Annotated in this window: 12 protein-coding genes; 7 read left to right on the top strand and 5 right to left on the bottom strand. The window is 35.7% G+C overall.

The features are described from left to right. Window positions 1–69 precede the first annotated feature (69 nt). The 5 genes from H6X70_RS11420 (at window position 70) to uvrB (ending at window position 13,231) form a co-directional block, all read left to right on the top strand. Entirely contained in the window at window positions 70–4,971 is a 4,902-nt protein-coding gene (locus H6X70_RS11420; RefSeq protein WP_228530342.1) for a T9SS type B sorting domain-containing protein, read from the top strand. Window positions 4,972–5,107: 136 nt separating this feature from the next. Further along, a complete protein-coding gene (locus H6X70_RS11415) occupies window positions 5,108–10,249 on the top strand; it encodes a T9SS type B sorting domain-containing protein (protein WP_194767826.1) in 5,142 nt (1,713 codons plus the stop codon). Between the two features lie 244 nt (window positions 10,250–10,493). Further along, window positions 10,494–10,712, top strand: a complete 219-nt coding sequence (locus H6X70_RS11410) for a hypothetical protein (RefSeq protein ID WP_194767825.1) — start codon at window positions 10,494–10,496, stop codon at window positions 10,710–10,712. Further along, window positions 10,712–11,017 (top strand): type II toxin-antitoxin system RelE/ParE family toxin, encoded by a 306-nt coding sequence (locus H6X70_RS11405; RefSeq protein WP_194767824.1) that lies wholly within the window; start codon window positions 10,712–10,714, stop codon window positions 11,015–11,017. Before H6X70_RS11410 ends, H6X70_RS11405 begins: the two co-directional genes overlap by 1 nt. A gap of 210 nt (window positions 11,018–11,227) precedes the next feature. After that, window positions 11,228–13,231 (top strand): excinuclease ABC subunit UvrB, encoded by a 2,004-nt coding sequence (gene uvrB / locus H6X70_RS11400; RefSeq protein ID WP_194767823.1) that lies wholly within the window; start codon window positions 11,228–11,230, stop codon window positions 13,229–13,231. 30 nt (window positions 13,232–13,261) lie between these two features. On the opposite strand, the gene H6X70_RS11395 is transcribed toward uvrB, so the two are convergent. From H6X70_RS11395 to H6X70_RS11375, 5 genes are read right to left on the bottom strand one after another with little or no spacing between them, the layout of a single operon-like run. Beyond that, window positions 13,262–14,128: a biotin-dependent carboxyltransferase family protein gene (locus tag H6X70_RS11395; RefSeq protein ID WP_194767822.1), complete on the bottom strand. Its 867-nt coding sequence runs from the start codon at window positions 14,126–14,128 to the stop codon at window positions 13,262–13,264. Beyond that, window positions 14,121–14,852 carry a 5-oxoprolinase subunit PxpB gene (gene pxpB, locus H6X70_RS11390; protein WP_194767821.1) on the bottom strand — a complete coding sequence of 244 codons (732 nt, stop codon included), beginning with the start codon at window positions 14,850–14,852 and terminating at the stop codon, window positions 14,121–14,123. Before pxpB ends, H6X70_RS11395 begins: the two co-directional genes overlap by 8 nt. Then, on the bottom strand, window positions 14,852–15,589 hold the full coding sequence (gene pxpA, locus H6X70_RS11385) for a 5-oxoprolinase subunit PxpA (protein WP_194767820.1): 738 nt from the start codon (window positions 15,587–15,589) through the stop codon (window positions 14,852–14,854). The genes pxpB and pxpA overlap by 1 nt, the downstream gene beginning before the upstream one ends. Window positions 15,590–15,591: 2 nt before the next feature. Then, window positions 15,592–16,821 carry an Nramp family divalent metal transporter gene (locus H6X70_RS11380; protein ID WP_194767819.1) on the bottom strand — a complete coding sequence of 410 codons (1,230 nt, stop codon included), beginning with the start codon at window positions 16,819–16,821 and terminating at the stop codon, window positions 15,592–15,594. A 33-nt stretch (window positions 16,822–16,854) separates the two neighbouring features. Continuing rightward, on the bottom strand, window positions 16,855–17,985 hold the full coding sequence (locus H6X70_RS11375; RefSeq protein WP_194767818.1) for a DUF2891 domain-containing protein: 1,131 nt from the start codon (window positions 17,983–17,985) through the stop codon (window positions 16,855–16,857). A gap of 242 nt (window positions 17,986–18,227) precedes the next feature. Here H6X70_RS11375 and H6X70_RS11370 point away from each other — a divergent pair, with 242 nt between their 5' ends. Both H6X70_RS11370 and H6X70_RS11365 read left to right on the top strand, forming a co-directional pair. Continuing rightward, entirely contained in the window at window positions 18,228–18,800 is a 573-nt protein-coding gene (locus H6X70_RS11370) for a DUF5004 domain-containing protein (RefSeq protein ID WP_194767817.1), read from the top strand. 187 nt (window positions 18,801–18,987) lie between these two features. Further along, on the top strand, window positions 18,988–19,506 hold the full coding sequence (locus H6X70_RS11365; protein ID WP_194767816.1) for a DUF5004 domain-containing protein: 519 nt from the start codon (window positions 18,988–18,990) through the stop codon (window positions 19,504–19,506). Window positions 19,507–19,517: the final 11 nt, after the last annotated feature.

The raw sequence follows: 19,517 nt of genomic DNA, 5'->3' as shown, positions 1-19,517 counted from the left end.
CAAACTAGGATAATCTCCCAATAAGTTTAGCAATTAGCCGTTTAAATCATATTGAAAAACCTACCCACAATGAGATTAAATTTTTATATCGTATTCTGCCTTTTGTGCTGCTGTAATGTTATGTTTTCTCAGCGCATATCAGTTAATGATTCGGTTGATTTAACCTCCCTAATACAAGATAATTTAGTTGATGGTTGTGTGGATATAAGCAACATCAGCTCGCCTGTAAACGGAACCTCAAGTGGGTTTTCTAGTTACGCTTATTTTGAGCGCGGCAGTTCTAATTTTCCCTTTGCCAATGGTATAATGCTCTCTACAGGTGGTGCCGCTTCAGGAGGAAATAACGTCATAACCCCAACGCTTAGCGAAGGTTCGACAACTTGGGGAACCGATCCTGATTTAGAAGCCGCTCTAGGCACTACCAACGACCATTTAAACGCCACGGCCATTGAGTTCGATTTTGTCTCTATTTCAAATCAATTTCAATTCAATTACATCTTAGCTTCAGAAGAATACTTCGACATCAATCCTTGTGAGTTTTCCGATAGTTTTGTTTTTCTAATAAAAGAAGCTGGAACCACAGACCCTTACCAAAATATTGCTGTAATTCCAGGCACAAATATCCCTGTAAACACCAACACCATTCACGACGAAATTTTTGGCGTTTGTCCAGCCCAAAACAATGAATATTTTGATGGTTACAATGTAGGAGACACCAATTATAATGGCCGAACTACAATATTAACCGCTTCAGGAAGCATTCAACCCAACGTTAGGTACCACATTAAATTAGTTATTGCCGACCAATACGATAGAACTTTAGACTCGGCTATTTTTATTGAAGGCGACAGTTTTAGAGTTTTAAATTTAGGTGAAGATGTATCCACCTGTGCTGGAAGTTTCACTATTAATGCCGACATACAAAACCCCTTGGCTTCTTATGCTTGGTATTTAAACAACAACTTAATTTCTGGAGCAATTTCTTCAAACTATACTGCCACTCAAAATGGCACCTACCGCGTTGAAGTTTCTGTACCTGTAAACGGAACAAACTGTATTGAAGAGGATGAAATTGTTATCGTTTTAAACACAGAAGAGCCTATGAATCTTATCCCCGATTATGAATTGTGCGATGATTCTAGCGGCGATGGAACGGAGGTTTTCGATCTTTCAACAAAAAACTCTCAAGTTGCAGCGAATAGTCCTTTTGCAAATTACGATTATAGTTACCATTATTCAGAATCGGATGCTAGAAGCAACACTAATGGCATTACTTCGCCAATTTCAAACACTAGCAATCCACAAACCATTTATGTACGCGTTCAAGATTTAGATGGCAACTGCTACGCCTACTCTAGTTTAAACCTCATTGTAAATGAACTTCCTAACATCACTACCCCAACACCTTTAGAAGTTTGTGATAGTGACGATAATCCTGATGGTTATGCTGTAATAGATTTAACCGAGAAAAATGACGAAATAACAGGCGGGAATAGTGATTTATACGTTTCTTACCACTACAATACTTTGGATGTTACCACAGGAAACAACCCAATTACTTCACCATACATTAACACGAATACTCCTGATGATATGGTTTATGTTCGTGTGGTTAATATGAACACAAGATGTGTGAGTACAACCACCCTTAATGTTCATGTTCAAGTTAGCCCAATAATCGTTACAGACACACAATATATTGATGCCTGTGATGATGATTTAGATGGTCAAGCTAATTTTGATTTAACCGAAGTTATAGATGAAATTTTAAACGGCCTAACAGGAGTAACCACATCTTTTCACGACAATTATGATGATGCAAGCAATGGCACAAACCCAATAACCAATGATACCAATTACGAATTTACTAATGGTGCTAGCGAACCTGGCTATACAACCCTATTTTTAAGAGTTGAAGATAACACTACAGGTTGTGCCTCGGTTGCGCCTTTTGAAATACATACCAATTTGCTTTTAACAGCAACGGATACAGGCGATTTTACCATTTGTGATACGAATGAAGACCTTACAGACGCAGCTAATTTTAATTTATTTTCAATTGAAAGCGCCATTGCTAACGATTTACCCTACCCCATTACCGTTACTTTTTATGAAACTGAAGACGACAGAACCAACGGCAATAGCCTAGATAAAAATCAATTTTATACTGCAACTAGCCAACAGACTCTATATGTAACTATTAGTAACGGTGAGTGCGAAGAAGATACTGAAATCACCTTATTAGTAAATCCTATATTATTATTTAGCAGTCCACCAATAGCTTATTGCGACACCGATGATGATGGTATTACTAGCATCGATTTAGAATCATTAGATGATACCATTACAAATGGTGACACGAACTTTACAGTGAGTTATTTTGATAATGAAATGGATGCCGAAAACTACAATACGGCAAATCAATTACCGCGATTTATTGCAAATACCACACCCATAACCACTTTATACGCTCGTATAAACAGTAATGGAGCTTCTGGTTGTTATACGGTAAACGAATTTCAAATTGAGGTGGTAACCGCTCCTAGCACAATGCAACCTACAAACGAAGTTATTTGTGATAACGATCAAGATGGTTTTTCAATAATAAATCTGAATAATAAAATTCCGGAAATAGTATCTAGCACCACAGGTTTAGAAATCGATTTTTTCACGTCTTTAAACGATGCCCAAACGAAAACCGACGAAATTCCAGACACCGAAAGAGACGCTTTCAACACAAACACACAAACTATTTATGTGCGTGTTGAAGATGCAACTAGTGGCACCGGTTGTTTTGCTATTGAAACTTTTGAAGCCATTGTAAACACCTTACCCATTATTCCAACAATTAGTAATTATCAAATTTGCGAACCCTCTGGCACTAGTGTTTCCGACTTTTATCTCTATGAAAAAGATGCTGAAATTTTAAACGGTCAAAGCGGTAAAGAGGTGTTTTATTTTGAAGATGCCGCGCGTACCATTCTAATCAATAAAAATGCGGTGTATCACAACACATCTAGCCCGCAAACCATATACGTTCGTGTTGAAAACATAACAGATCCAACTTGTTTTGATGAAGCTTCGTTTATATTACAAGTTTCGCCAGACCCCATGTACAATAGCTTTTCAGATTATCTTATTTGTGATGATAAATCTAACGATGGTAAGCATGAATTTAATTTAGATGAAAAAGCTGCCGAACTAAGAGAAGGTTTTACAACCGATATTTTAAACATTTCATTTCATGAATCTAGAAATGATGCCGAAACAAACTCTAACCCACTACCATCAATCTATACCAATATAACCAATCCGCAAAGTATTTACATTAGAATAGAAAGTGACGATTCGCTCTGTCATGTTGTTGAAGAATTAGGAATAAATATAATTGCAGCACCCGATGTTACAGAAGCTTCGCCTTTAATAAATTGTGATGCCGATTATGATGGTTATACAACTTTCGATTTAACAACGGCTAATTTTCAGTTATTAGATCGTGTTCAAAGCAACCTCATCATTAATTATTTTGATGAATTATCTGAAATTAATCAAAATGATGGTTTAGACAATTCAAATGAAATTACAGATCCAACCAATTTTGTATCCAATACTAAAACGGTTTATATTAAAGTCGCCAACACATTAACAGGCTGTTTTACCGTTATTCCATTAGAGCTTATTGTGAATTTACCTCCACCGATAAATCACATAACAACCCACGAGATTTGCGATAATACGACAGATACTTTCGATTTATCAACGCTAAATGATATGATAGTTAGCAATCCTTCCGAAGTAAACATTTCATTTCACAGCACACAAAGTGATGCCGAAACGAACACAGCTGCACTTAACCCAAACTTTAATTATACCGCAAACAACCATACCTTTTTTACTCGTATTTCATATATTTCTACAGGATGCCATATCACCGATACTTTTAATTTAGTGATTAACCCAAATCCAATAGCCAATACACCTCCTGATTTAATGAGTTGTGATGATGATTTTGATGGCTTATATGCTTTTGATTTGTCATCGAATACCGCTACAATATTAGGAACTCAGTCACAGAGTTTATATACAGTAAATTACTATACAACACTTATTGATGCTGAAGAAAACCTAAATGCCATAGACTTAGTATATCCTGCTTTTGATGGTGAAACCATTTATGCAAGAATAGAAAATAACAGCACAGGTTGTTTTAGCACCACACAATTTAACACCATTGTGCATCCGTTACCTGTAATTCCTATTGATGATATTGTGGTCCTGTGTCGTGAAAATCTACCGCTTTACATCGATGCGTTTACAGGTGATATTGGTGACACCTATTTATGGTCTTCAACCGTAAATACAATGGCAAATAACGCTACATTTTCAGAAATTGCAGTAAATCCAAATCAATTGGGAACTTATTCTGTTACGGTAACAACCCCAAATAACTGCCAGTTTACAAAAACATTTACCGTTATAGAATCTGAACAAGCTGAAATTGAATTCACTTCAAAAATCGATTTTTCAGATCCTAATAGCATCACAGTAGATATCAATTCAGGTCGCATTGGTAATTATGTGTATGTTTTAGATGGCGGCGATCCGCAAACGTCGAACACCTTCGAAAACGTGAGCTTCGGAAATCATACGGTTACTGTTCGCGATTTAAACGGGTGTATGGATGTTACTCAAGATGTTTTTGTATTTGATATTCCTAAATTTTTCACACCAAATAATGATAGTTATTACGATACTTGGCATATTATTGGCGCCGACCAACTTCCTGGCTCTATAGTTTATATTTATAACCGCTTAGGAAAACTTTTAAAAACACTGCCTTACTCTTCACCCGGTTGGGACGGCACTTATAATGGCGAAAACATGCCAACTGACGATTATTGGTTCGTGGCAAACATTGTACAAAACGGCAATGATTTTGAAATTAAAGGACATTTTACTTTAAAACGTTAGAAATTCTTCAGCATAAGTAAGCCTTTTATAATTTCATCATACTTAAAATAAACCTTTTGCTATTTCTGAAGTCTAATAGGAGCTAAAATCATATATTAGTTACCAACACTACCAACCTAACGACTAGCAAAATATAATGCACCACGCCAACCACCTAAAACCCTATTTGTTTTTAATATTCATGCTTATTGGATATTTGGGATTCTCTCAATTAAGTAAAACACACTACATTCCGCCATTAACAAATGCTGCATTTGGAAATGCGAATCCGGAAGACCAATATATTTACATTTCTACACCAAGCGCTGCAAATGTAAGTTATACTATAATTCCTGTTGGTCAACCTGTTACAAGTCAAATATCTGGTGTAGTTTCTAACACAAATCCGCAAGTTAAGCTACTTGCCAATAGCAATGGGCAATTGTTCATGACGTCGAATGAAACCAGTCAAATTACAACTAATAAAGGCTATGTTATTGAAGCTGATGCACCAATTTACGTTTCCATTAGAATGAATGCAGGGGGAGGCGCGCAAGCTGGAGCTTTAGTTAGTAAAGGACTGTCGGCATTAGGCACAACTTTTCGAGTAGGTACGTTTACAAACGAAAATCCGCAATCCAATTATTTAAATTTTGTCTCTGTTATGGCTACGGAAGATAATACACAGGTTAATTTTAGTGATTTACCAACTGGGTTAATTATAAAAAACTACGCTGGTACAACGCCTATAAACATCACATTAAATGAAGGGGAAAGTTATACCATCGCCATAAATAGCGCAGATGCAACTATCAACCGAGATGGTTTAATAGGTTGTTTGGTACAATCTGATAAACCCATAGTTGTAAACTGTGGTTCTGCCAATGGAAGTTTTCACAATGGCGGTGGAAGAGATTACGGTATCGACCAAATTGCCGATTTATCTAAAGTAGGTAAAGAATATATTTTTGTAAAAGGTGGTGGCAATAATAACTGGGAAAACATTTTAATAGTAGCACATACTAATGGCACCGAAATAAGCATTAACGGCAACCCAACAATAGCAACCATTAATGCTGGCGAATATTACCTTATTGAAGGAAACTCGTATAATTCTAACGGGAATATGTATGTAAAAACTTCTGAAGCTGTTTTTGCATACCAAGGCGTAGGTGCCAACGATTCCGAAGCCAACCAAGGCTTGTTTTTCGTACCACCACTAAGTTGTGAAACTCGAGGAAATATTGATAATATTGCAAACATAGACAAAGTAGGCAACACCATATATTCCGGAGGCGTAACTATAGTCACAAAAACGGGTGCTAATGTTACCATTAATCATTTAGCACTTTCCAATTTTTCAACTATTGGCCCAAGTGCCGTTACTGGCAATGCCAATTATGTTACCTATAAAATTAACGGGCTAACTGGAAATATTTCTGTGCAAGGCGACAACGAACTTTATGTCGCTTATTTTAATGAAAATAATGCAGCAACATCCGGAAGTTTCTATTCTGGGTTTCCTGCCGTACCAGAAATAAATTTTGATGCCGAATTCGCCACTTTAGGAAATTGTATTCCAAACATTACTTTAGAAGCAGCAAACACCCAAAATTTCGACAGTTTTAAATGGATGTTCGATGATGGTTCTGGTTTTGTTGATCTAATGATTAGTACGCCTAAAATTAAACCTAGCCTTCCGGGGAAATATAAATTAGTAGGCATTATTACCTGTACAGGCGAAGAACTTGAATCTGCTGAAATCCCTGTAAGTATATGCCCTGATGATATTGACAATGATGGCATTATCGATAATATTGATATTGACAATGACAATGATGGTATTTTAAATTGTACAGAATCTCGTGGTGATGTGATTTTAGACTTAGCAGACACAAGACCTCCTAGACTAAGATTTCAAGATGGCACAATTAATACAACATTAGCAGTAGATAATATTACCCTTAACCGAACCAATCCAGGAACAAGTTCCATTAGATTGACTGGAACAGGAACTTTTATAAGTAATATACCCCCAGATAGCAACGCAGAAAACAACTACGATATCACGTTTAATGAATCGGTTAATTTTAAGTTCTCTGAAGACATATCATACACACACAACGCTATAGATGGAGAATATTTTATAGCTAAAGTTTCTCCGGTAAATAAAAATATAACTTTGGTAGACCCTGATAATCGCTTATTAGTCGACTCCAATTTTGATGGTATTTTTGAAACAGGTGTGACCCTAATTTCTGGTTCTGAAATTAGATTCAAAATCAATCCGTCACCATTAGGAAACACGCCATATCAATTTCTTGCGAACCAAGTTGACAGCTTTACGTTTACGCATAAACTTGCGAATACAACGAGTTCTTCAACCTATAACGGTATTATTTCTCTGACTTGTTTCAAAAAAGACACCGATCTAGATGGCGTTGAAGATGCTCTAGATTTGGATTCTGATAATGATGGTATTCCCGATTTTATTGAAAATCAAGGCATATTATTAGCGCTTTCAGGTATTGATGCAGACGCCAATGGTTTAGATGATGTCTATGATAGCACCCTAATTCCCATTGATACTGATAACGATGGCGTTCCAGATTTTTATGATTTAGACAGCGATAATGATGGGATTTACGATTTATTTGAAACTGGTCAATTAGGTTTAACCTTATTTGATTCCGATTTAAACGGCATTGAAGACGGACCAAATTTTGGAACAAATGGTTGGGCCGACGCTGCAGAAACTGCTCCTGACAGCCATGAAATGGGTTATACCCTTAACGATTTAGATGGCGATACTGTATTTAGTTATTTGGACTCAGATTCTGATGACGATGGTTGTTCGGATGTGATTGAAGCCGGTTTTTCCGATGGAAATGATGATGGTTATTTAGGTAACATCAGCGTGACCACCGATGCTTCTGGCTTAGTTAACAACGCGTCAGATGGTTATACTTTACCTAATAATGATTATCTAAATAGCGCAGCACTTTCAATAAGCACACAACCTACTAATACCACCATTTGCGAATCTTCCAACGGAAACATTAGTGTCATTTCTCCTGAAGCTGAAACTTATCAATGGGAAGTAAGTACAGATGGTATTATTTGGACAGCAATTACAGACGATTTAATTTACAGCAATTCACAAACAAACACGCTTAATTTCAGCAGTCTGCCTTTAAATTTTAACACGAATCAATACCGCGTAAAATTAGATAGAACAGGAAATGCTTGTGGTTTATATTCAGATGCTGTTACACTAACCGTTAATCCCTTACCCATTATAAACTCTCCTGTAATTTTAATTCAATGTGATGATAACGATCCAGCAACCCTTGGTTTTAGTGCGTTTAATTTAACCGAAGCCAATGACGAGATTTCAACAAATGCTAGTAATGAAACCTTCGCTTATTTTTTAACCCAAACGGCAGCGGTTTCTGGAGATATAACTAGTCCTGAATATATTAATAACCCAACCACATTTACAAATAGAACCATAAATTCCGATGTCGTTTGGGCACGCATCAGCTCTCAATCTGGATGTGCGTCTGTTGCAGAAATTCAATTAAACGTTTCAACTACGGTAATTCCTTCAACTTTTTTAGCAACGTTTAATCAATGTGATGATTTCTTAGATATTAACGGGAATGATAACGCCAATAACAATGCGAGAGATGGCATTGCGACTTTCGATTTTAGCAGCGTTACTGCAACAATTTTAGGTTTTATTCCTCCAGGACAAAACCCATTGCCGCCTAGATACTTTAAAAATGAGGCAGATGCTTTGGCTGAAATAAATGAAATTACCAACATTTCAAATTATAGAAACATTGGCTATCCAGGCTCGCAATATATTTATGTTAGGATTGATAGCAATATATCGAATGACTGCTTAGGTTTAGGCGCTTACGTGCTTTTAACCGTGGAAGCCTTGCCCGTAGCAAACCCCGTTACAATCCAGCGTCAATGCGACGACGATACCGATGGTGCTTACCCTTTTGTCACGTCTCAAATTGAAACTCAATTACTAGGAACTCAAAATCCTTCCGATGTCAACATCACATATTTTGATGCCCTTGGAAATACACTCCCAAGTCCGTTGCCGGACCCGTTTTTAACAGCAAGTCAAACCATTACAATTGTGGTGACCAACAGCGCTTCTTCGGCTCCCGATGGACCTTGTTCCGATGAAACAACTTTAGAATTTATTGTAGACGCACAACCTATTGCAAACCCTGTAGGCTCTCAAATTGTTTGTGATGGAGCTGCTGGCGATATAGATGATGATGGTTTATACGCTTTCAACACATCTAATTTTACAAGCAACATTTTGGGTAGTCAATCTAACATGGAAATTTATTATGATTATATTGATGAAAACGGAAATTCAATTTTAAACAGTCCTACAATTCCAAACCCGTTTACATCTACGAGTCAAATTATCACAGCAAAGGTTATTAACCCTATAAACACAAGCTGTTTTGCAACAACAACTATTGAGCTGGTAGTAAATCCGCTTCCCGAGTTTACTGTTGAAAGCCCTAGAATTGTATGTTCTTCAGACCCTTCTTTTTCAATTTTATTAGATCCTGAAGAAGCCAATCCTTCAGAAATTTTTGATTATGAGTGGTTATGGATCAGTTTAGACGGCACAACTTCGAATCAGTTTATATCGAATAACTCAGAAATAACCGTTTCAACGCCGGGAACATACACTGTTACTTTAACAAAAACAGATGGAAGTTCTTGTTCGCGATCACGGGAAATTCTAGTAAACGCATCAGAAATGCCACATATCACACAAGATGATGTGACTATAAAAGATCTTTCAGAAAACAACTCAGTCACGATAGACCCTACCAACCTTGGGCAAGGTAACTATGAGTACGCTTTAAGATTGGAAGGCACTAATTTTATTGTGTATCAAGAAGCACCTTTTTTCGACAATGTAAGCCCAGGTTTTCATACCATTTTTGTAAAAGATGCCATCTGCGGAACGGCTTCGTTGGATATTTCAGTAATTGGGCATGCCAAATTTTTTACGCCAAACGGCGATGGTTTTAATGACTTTTGGGAAATTAAAGGCTTAAGTAATGTGGTGCAACCCAATAGTGTGATTTTAATTTATAACCGTTATGGTAAACTAATGAAACAATTATCTGTGCAATCTAATGGTTGGGATGGCACCTGCAATGGCAGTAAAATGCCAACCGATGATTATTGGTTTAGAGTCGTTCTTGAAGATGGCCGAGAATTTTCAGGACATTTTACTTTAAAACGTTAGGTTGCCCAATAAGCTAAAATATCATATTGAAATAATTTTAAACGCTTATTAAAAACAAATTATAAGGACCTAAATCAAGGTAAAATATCACATTATTTTAAGTTTAATTTACAATGCCTTTTTTGTAGAATTAAAGACAAATCAAAAATATTAATACAACTAAGTATTTTGTTTAGCTTCATAACAGCAAAAAACTAACTAATTTATATTTTTTGTACATTTGATTAAATAAAGAGATTTTAAAATGGACATTCGAACTACAAAACTTGAGCTACTAAAAACTATTTTGGAGACCGAAAATGCCGATTTTATCCAAAGCATAGCAGACTTTGTGAAAAAAGAAAAAAACGATTTTTGGGATGAATTGTCTTTATCTGAACAATCTGAAATAAAACAAGGAATTGAGGAATTGGACAAAGGAAAAAGAGTTTCTTTCGAGTCATTTCTAAAGAAAATTTCTTAATGAAAGTATTCTTATCCGAACTTGCCGAATCAAAACTTCTAAAACTATCAGAATATTTAATCGAAGAGTGGGGTTTAAAAACTCGTGATAAATTTATCTCAAAACTGAACGAGAAAATCAAACAAATATCAAATCAACCAGATAGTTGTCCGAAATCTACAGCCTTTAAAAACCTTTATAAATGTGTTGTAACAAAGCAAACAACATTTTTCTACAGAATATTAGCTGAACGAAAAGAAATAGAAATAATTACAATTTTTGACACACGACAAGATCCTGATAAATTACAAAAAGACGTCGATTAATAAACACAAAACCCAATACTGTGTAAGCAGTTACTAGATCGAATTTGTTTACTGAAATCTTCGAAATCAGCAACCAGAAAGATTATAAACAACCTCCGTTTTCAGGTAGATAGCTATATCCTTGGTAAAAAATCAAACTAAATGCGCGGCTTTACTTTATAAGAAGCATCTAAATAAAACTAAGCGTTAGAAATTCTTTATTTTTGCAAAATGCAGTTTAAAATTGAATCGGAATTTAGTCCAACAGGCGATCAGCCACAAGCCATAAAACAGCTTGTAAATGGTATTACTTCTAACGAGCAATACCAAACCTTACTTGGTGTTACAGGATCGGGAAAAACATTTACCATTGCCAATGTGATTGAAGAAGTGCAACGCCCTACCCTAGTTTTAGCACATAACAAAACTTTGGCGGCACAACTGTATTCTGAGTTTAAACAGTTTTTTCCAAACAATGCTGTTGAATATTTCGTGTCTTACTACGATTATTACCAACCCGAAGCCTATATTCCGGTTTCTGGCGTTTATATAGAAAAAGATTTATCGATTAATGAAGAAATAGAGAAAATGCGATTAAGCACCACCTCTTCCTTACTTTCTGGAAGACGTGATGTGATTGTAATCGCTTCGGTGTCCTGTTTATATGGTATTGGAAATCCTGTGGAATTTCAAAAAAACGTCATCACTTTAGAACGTGATCAAGTGATTTCTAGAACCAAATTACTGCATCAATTGGTTCAAAGTTTATACTCTAGAACCGAATCTGAATTTAAGCACGGTAATTTCAGAATTAAAGGCGATACCGTTGATATTTTCCCTAGTTACGCCGATGATGCGTTTAGAATTCACTTTTTTGGAGATGAAATTGAAGAGATTGAATCCTTTGACATTCAAACGAATAAAGTCGTTGAAAAATATGACCGATTAACCATTTATCCTGCCAACATGTTTGTAACATCTCAGGATGTTTTACAAGGCGCTATTAAAGAAATTCAAGACGATTTAGTTACACAACATGATTATTTTAAAGAAATTGGTAAACATTTAGAAGCAAAACGTCTTAAAGAACGTACCGAATTCGACCTTGAAATGATTCGGGAATTAGGTTATTGTTCGGGGATTGAAAACTACTCAAGATACCTTGATGGCCGATTACCAGGCACGCGTCCCTTTTGCTTGTTAGACTATTTTCCAGACGATTATTTAATGATTATTGATGAAAGTCACGTAACTGTTTCGCAAGTTCATGCCATGTATGGCGGCGATAGAAGTAGAAAAGAAAATTTAGTAGAATACGGTTTCCGTTTGCCTGCAGCGATGGACAACAGACCTTTGAAATTTGAAGAATTTGAGTCCCTGCAAAACCAAGTTATTTATGTAAGTGCCACACCAGCCGATTACGAATTGGAAAAAAGTGATGGGGTTTATGTGGAACAAATTATTCGTCCGACAGGACTATTAGATCCTATTATTGAAGTGCGCCCGAGTTTAAATCAGATAGATGATTTAATTGAAGAAATTCAGCAACGTGTTGAAAAAGATGAACGTACCTTAGTTACCACGCTGACTAAACGAATGGCTGAAGAATTGACTAAATATTTAGATCGTATTCAAATTCGTTGCCGTTACATTCACAGTGATGTGGATACGTTAGAACGTGTTGAAATCATGCAAGATTTACGTAAAGGGCTATTTGATGTGCTTGTTGGTGTGAATTTACTTCGTGAAGGTTTAGATTTACCAGAAGTCTCTTTGGTTGCTATTATTGATGCCGACAAAGAAGGTTTTTTACGTTCTGCAAGATCGTTAACACAAACCGTTGGTCGTGCTGCGAGAAACTTAAATGGTAAAGCGATTATGTATGCTGATAAGATTACCAAAAGCATGCAAAAAACCATTGATGAAACCAATTACCGAAGAGAAAAACAGATTGCTTACAACACCGCACATAAACTTAAACCAAAAGCTTTAAACAAAAGTTTAAACAACGCCTTGTCTAAAAACTCGGTGAGTACTTATAGTTACGAATTGGAAGCTGCTCGCGCTGCCGAACCAGAAAGCGAATACCTAAGCAAACCTGAATTAGAAAAGAAAATTCGTGAAAAAAGAAAGCTTATGGAAGAAGCGGCCAAAGCTTTAGATTTTTTAATTGCCGCAAAATTACGCGACGAAATTAAAGGCTATCAGGATAAATTGGAAAAATTGAAAGTGTAATTCCTATTTGATTAAGAATAACACCTTCTTCTACTCCGCTCGAACACCGTAAACCAGCAACTTAAATCGTACAGATTGTCCTGTATATTTTTGTGAAAGCGCAGATATACTTGCCTCACTTAATTGTAAAACCCTAGGATATCCTCCCGTTGTTTGACAATCTCGCATTAAAACAATAAGCTTTCCAGACGGCGTTAACTGCACGGTTCCGGGTAAAACTGGCGAGGTAATAATGGCTTCCAATGTGTTTTCCAATGGCTCGTTTAACTGATATGCCATGCGGTTGTTTTCCTTAGAAATTTTAAAATTAAAGCTTAGTAATCTTTCTTGTTGCGCTTTGGTTAACAAATCAAATTCAGGACCTTTAAATACACCTATTTCAGATTGCCCCATATAATCATGTTGCACTTTTAAAGCCGCATTAGGATTGTACTGCTGATTGTTATACGATTCAATAGGTAATGTATCCCCTTCACTTAAATAATGATTTTCAGTAATACTTTGATACATGCTTCGGCTTTGCATTACAGTTTCAGTTTGAAAACCACCTTTCACTGCTAAATAAGCTCTAAATCCTTTTTTTACTGAAGAAAAACTTAATACATCGTCCGCTTTTACCTGTACCAATTTATAAGCTTCAATCGGTTTATTATTTAGTTTAGCTTGCATATCTGCGCCAGAAACACAAATTAAAGTAGCGCAATTAAATTGTAAAGTAGGCCCCAACATGGTCATTTCTAAAACCGCATCGTTTTGAGAGTTTCCAAGCAACGCATTGGCCATTTTAGCGGCATAAACATCCATTGCTCCAGAATAAGGCACGCCAAATTCCTGAAATCCGAAACGTCCTAAATCTTGAATGGTAGTAAATAATCCTGGTTTTAAAACTTTAATCATCACCTACCTCCTTTTCTATTTGATAAACATTCGCCTCAACCAAAACTTTAATGTCGTGATATTCTTTTAAAGACACGGCATAAAATTGAATACGATCGCCTGCTTTTGAAAAACAAGGCCTTTCATTATTCAAATTAAAAAAATCGATGGGTGAATTCCCTATAATATTCCAACCTCCAGGACTTTCGGTAGGATAAATACCTGTTTGATTCCCTCCTATGGCAACGGCTCCTTTTGCAATTTTCATGCGTGGCGTGGCTTTTCTAGGTGTCCATAGCACCTCATCCAAGCCCCCTAAATATAAAAATCCAGGTAAAAATCCAATGAAATAAATACTGTAAATAGCCTGAGTATGCCGTTTAATAAGGTCTGTTTTTGATATGTTTTTAGCATCAGAAATAGCATCCAAATCCAAACCAAAAGAAGCATCATAACACACTGGAATTCGCCACAGAGTAGATTGTAATTCAAGAGATTTTGTTTCAGTTTTATACAGATTTTGAAGCGATTTCACTTCCGTTTCAAACGAAAAAGCAGCATCAAAAATAATTAAAAGAGATTGGTATGCCGAACGTATTTCGGCGATGTTTTCAAGATCTGAAGCTTTTATCTTTTCTTTAAAATTTAATACATCTTTTAGAATATCTTCAGCAATAAGTTTCGGCCATTCTACCAAAATCGCACGATCACCATAAGCTTTATATGAAAGTTTAAAACCCAACATTAAATAACCTGAATGCCTTTAGATTCTAAACGGCTTGCTAATTCTGAAATTAATGTACAGGCTTCAGGATTGTCTCCATGAACACAAATGGTTTCAGCTTTTATGGTTGCTAACACACCCGATATGGTTTTTACTTTTTCTGTAGTAACCATATTAAAAACATGATTAAACATGGTATCGGCATCATGAATCATAGCATTATTTTCAGATCGAGAAACCAAAGTTAAATTGTCGTTATAATTTCTATCGGCAAAAGCTTCATACATAATGGGAATATTATTTTCAATCGCCAATCTAGCAATTACCGAATGATAAGGCACATAAAGTTTTACGCGTAGCATTAACCCCTTCATCACCTCAATAATCACATTTGCTATTTTTTCATCTACGGCTGCTAAGTTGTATAATGCGCCATGCGGTTTTACATGATGCAGGTGTAAATGTTCTTCATCTAAAACAGCAATTAAGTCTTTTATTTGATTTTTAATCGCGGTGTATAGCGCCACACAAGGCATAGCCATGGCTTGTCGCCCAAAATTCTCCTTATCTGGAAACGAAGGGTGCGCCCCTATTTTAACATGATGTTGTTTTGCTAATTGCGCCACAGTTTTCATGGTTTGCAAATCGCCTGCATGACCGCCACAAGCAATATTACAAGACGTAATGTATGGCATGAGTTCAGCCTCATTTCCCATTCCTTCGCCTACATCGGCATTAACATCTATGCGTGTTTGCATGTTTAAAAAATATTTAATTGAAAAACCTTATTTAAGGTAGCTATAGACAACAAGATACTAATAATTAAAATAATACTTCCTAAAACGTTCTGTTTTAAGCCATTTTTAAAAGCCCCTAAAACTGAAGATTTATTCATAATCCAAAGCAAAAAACCTGCTATTATTGGTAATAAAACGCCGTTGGTTACCTGAGCAAATTTTATAATTTCAATGGATTTAATCCCTAATGAAGAAAATAAAACCCCTAAAATTATAATACTCCCCCAAACACTTTTAAACTTTACAGCGCGCATATCGCTTTTCCAGCCCAAACAGCCACTCATTACAAATGCGGCAGCTAAAGGCGCCGTAATCGCACTTGTTATGCCTGCAGCAAATAAACCAACAGCAAGAAAATATTTAGCAAAACTACCAAATAAAGGCTCTAAACCTTTGGCTAAATCTACCGCGTTATGCACTTGTAAAGTTTGTATTGAAGCTGCCGATATCATAATGCACATCGACACCATACCGCCTAAAATTACGGCCACAATAGTATCCTTTCTAGCGTATTTTAAATCGCTAAGTTTTTGCCATTTTTCTTTAACTAATGAAGCATGTAAAAACAAATTATAAGGCACCACCGTAGTGCCTATTAAAGCAATAACGGTAAGTAAATTTTCTTTTGAAATATTTGGAATGAAAGCCCCTTTAAAAACTTGAGCTAAATCTGGTTTTGTTATAATAGCTGTAAGCAGAAAAGCCAAACTCATTAAAGTTACCAAAGCAACCAAAACCCGTTCTAAGACTTTGTAATTACCAATGTACAATAACGAAAAGGCAATAACACCAATTAGAACACTTAAACCATTTAAAGAGAAACTGCCAATAGCAATACTTTGTTTTCCTATAATGGCTTCCAAACCTAAAACACCACCACTTATATTTCCTGCTTCGTAGGCTGCGTTGCCAATAACAATTGCCGAGAGTATTAAAAGTAAAGCCAATACTTTAATTACCGGATGTTTTATTTCTTCTCGAATGATTTCCGATAAACCTTTTTGAGAAATGATGCCTAATCTAGCCGACATTTCCTGTAAAACAATGGTTGCCAAAATAGACAAAACCATAGCCCACAACAAGGAAAATCCAAAACCCACCCCCGCTAAAGTACAAACCGTAACCGTGCCTGGACCAATAAAAGCAGCTGCTACCAAAGGGCCTGGGCCAATATTTTTAAACCAGTTTTTCAAACGGATGTTTCGGTGTTACCCTATTTTATTTAATTAATTTTTAGAAACAGAGTTTAACGAATAAATCGCAAAGCTTCCTAACCAATGCCCGCCTTCATAGCTATCTTCAAAAATGCTTGGCAACGAATATTGAATACCTCTATTTGCGATATTTTTTAAGTGATTAAATTGCGGTAAACCTTCAGCAATCTTATTTAAGTTCCAAGCTCTAGAAAAATTCACACCATCTAAATGCACCAAATGTCCATCGGTTCTATCAGAAACTTCTCCGGGCTCTAAATTGTAATTTTCATCCTTTAATTGAGGTAAAAAAACGTCTATCCAAGTTATAAATTCATCTTTTGAAAGTAAGCGTTTCATCAGTGCTGCCTCCTCTAGGCATGGCGATAAAAAATCACTTCCGCTAGGCTCCCAACTCATCGGACAATTTTCATCACTTAAATAAAAATCTTTAGCACGTTTGGAAATAGATGCTTTTAAAGCTTCATGTCCAACTGTTTCAGCATAATCGTAAGCAAAGGATAAACCGAAAGCTGTATTTGTATGGGTTCCTACGCGAAGTGGGTAATTCAATTTTGGTAAAAATTCAATGTATTTTTCAACAATTAAATTGGTTAATGGCTGCAAATTCGCTTCTAAGGTTCTGGCTGTTTCATCGTCCCAAGTGTGTATTTCTTCTGCAAGCTTCAGTAACCATGCCCAACCATAGGTACGTTCATGAGTTTTATTAAGTTTTCCATGAAAATAAGCGACTTCGGCTTCAATGTTTTCTTTAGAAATATTTTTAAGAAGACGTTGTTTAATGGTATCGGCGTTTTCTAAATCTGGAAAAGTCTTCAGTAAACTCACCAAACTCCAATGGCCGTGAACCGACGAATGCCAATCGAAACACCCATAAAATGCAGGATGTAAAACCGCTGGCGATTTTAAATCTTCATCACTACCTAAAGTTTGCGACAAACGATTTGGATATTCAATATTAATACAATGTAGCGGCAAATCGGCTAACTTATTGGCTTGACCTAAATCCAACTTTGGGACTTCGTAAAGCTTAACTTTTTCTGATACCATTTTAGTTTCATCGGCATTGGCAACCTTCTCTTTTTTAGATGAATTACAAGCAAGAATTAAAACGGCAAAGCATAGGACGAGAACTTTTTTCATAAGCTAAAATTGAATAATTATTTGTCTAATGTATAAAAAGCGATTTTAACGCTAAAGAAATCGTTGTTTTATTTTTAATTCAATAATTCAATATGATGAATACAACTTTTTTTAAAAAAAATATTTGCCTATAAATCTCGTTCACAAAGGTTTAAAAATTAAATAAAATATTTTCATGTTTCCAACGCAACGCTTCGACAATTTATACATCTTCTTTAAAACAAATTAAAAATCCCAATATCATGAACAAATCAATTTTAGTAGTAAAAAATTTATTAGCATTATTAGTATTAAGTGTATTTCTTGTTAACTGTAATAGTAACGACGACAACGATATTGTATGCGAAGAAGAATTAACAGGAGAATTAACCGAGCATGAAACTGAATTTGCAGGAACTTGGACTCTAGCAGGCATTGTTACTGAAGACGAAATCGACTTAACCGATGACGATACAGACAACCCAAGTACTGATATTTATTCGCAATATGACGAATGCCAACAAGATGCTGTTTATACTTTTAAAGCAGATAGAGATTACACTTTTACCCAAGGAAAAAATGCAGAAGATTGCGAAGAAGAACATGAAGCAAATGGTACTTGGAAATTAACTGAAGAAAACATTTTAATAAATGTAGCTAATTGTTTCGCTACCGAAACGAATCTTGAATTCAATGAAGACAACACAGAATTCTCTGTTGTAGGTACAGTTACTTTTACAGATGTAAATGACGAAAAAATCACTACCGAAACTACAACTACTTATAAAAAAGTTGTTGAAGCCGAAGAAGAGGAAGAAGATGACACTGAAGCATAATTATCTCCCTAGTTAATTATAGCCTAAAGAACGAAGTGTCATGCTTCGTTCTTTTTTGTTTGTTGTATTTTTGTAGAGAAATTAAAAACACACTAAGCTCATAAACAACATTTTACACAAAAAATCATCCCCATTAAATTTTAATACCCTCAATATTTAATTCAACATCTTATTAAAAATAAAAATCATGAAAAAGCCATTTTTTTTAGCAACCCTAATTGCCATAAACCTTTTAGTTTTTAGTTGCAACTCGAACGACGATAACTTAGTGTGTGATGATCCGATTACGGGTGAATTATCAGATAAGGAAACCGAATTTTCAGGGGAATGGGTTTTAAAAAGTGTTGTTTCTGATGAACCTATCGATCTTACAAATGACGATGTAACAAATCCTAGTACAAATATTTATGCGCAATACCCAGCTTGCCTTAAAGACAATATTTACAATTTTAAAAGCGATAGAGATTACACTTTTTTACAAGGAAGCACCCTTAGCGATTGCGATAACACCATAGAATCCGATGGCACTTGGCAACTTAGTAACGGAAACACCTTAACAACCGTGTCTTATTGTTCAAGAGTATCATTAGCCATTGTAATTAACAATGAAGGAACCGAGTTTTCTTATGAAAGGTCGGTAATATTAATTGATATAAAAGGTAAAGAAATCCCCTCTACCCTTACCACAACTTTCGAAAAGAAATAAAAATAATTGCA

Origin of the sequence: Tamlana sp. I1 (genome assembly GCF_015355625.1) — a bacterium.
Taxonomy (GTDB): domain Bacteria; phylum Bacteroidota; class Bacteroidia; order Flavobacteriales; family Flavobacteriaceae; genus Pseudotamlana.
Note: the sequence above shows the minus strand (reverse complement) of the source record. Positions and strands in the feature narration are given on the sequence as shown.

Coding starts and splice junctions, on each gene's coding strand:
- H6X70_RS11420 (WP_228530342.1), top strand. CDS start 70: ATGAGATTAAATTTTTATATCGTATTCTGCCTTTTGTGCTGCTGTAAT.
- H6X70_RS11415 (WP_194767826.1), top strand. CDS start 5,108: ATGCACCACGCCAACCACCTAAAACCCTATTTGTTTTTAATATTCATG.
- H6X70_RS11410 (WP_194767825.1), top strand. CDS start 10,494: ATGGACATTCGAACTACAAAACTTGAGCTACTAAAAACTATTTTGGAG.
- H6X70_RS11405 (WP_194767824.1), top strand. CDS start 10,712: ATGAAAGTATTCTTATCCGAACTTGCCGAATCAAAACTTCTAAAACTA.
- uvrB (WP_194767823.1), top strand. CDS start 11,228: ATGCAGTTTAAAATTGAATCGGAATTTAGTCCAACAGGCGATCAGCCA.
- H6X70_RS11395 (WP_194767822.1), bottom strand. CDS start 14,128: ATGATTAAAGTTTTAAAACCAGGATTATTTACTACCATTCAAGATTTA.
- pxpB (WP_194767821.1), bottom strand. CDS start 14,852: ATGTTGGGTTTTAAACTTTCATATAAAGCTTATGGTGATCGTGCGATT.
- pxpA (WP_194767820.1), bottom strand. CDS start 15,589: ATGCAAACACGCATAGATGTTAATGCCGATGTAGGCGAAGGAATGGGA.
- H6X70_RS11375 (WP_194767818.1), bottom strand. CDS start 17,985: ATGAAAAAAGTTCTCGTCCTATGCTTTGCCGTTTTAATTCTTGCTTGT.
- H6X70_RS11370 (WP_194767817.1), top strand. CDS start 18,228: ATGAACAAATCAATTTTAGTAGTAAAAAATTTATTAGCATTATTAGTA.
- H6X70_RS11365 (WP_194767816.1), top strand. CDS start 18,988: ATGAAAAAGCCATTTTTTTTAGCAACCCTAATTGCCATAAACCTTTTA.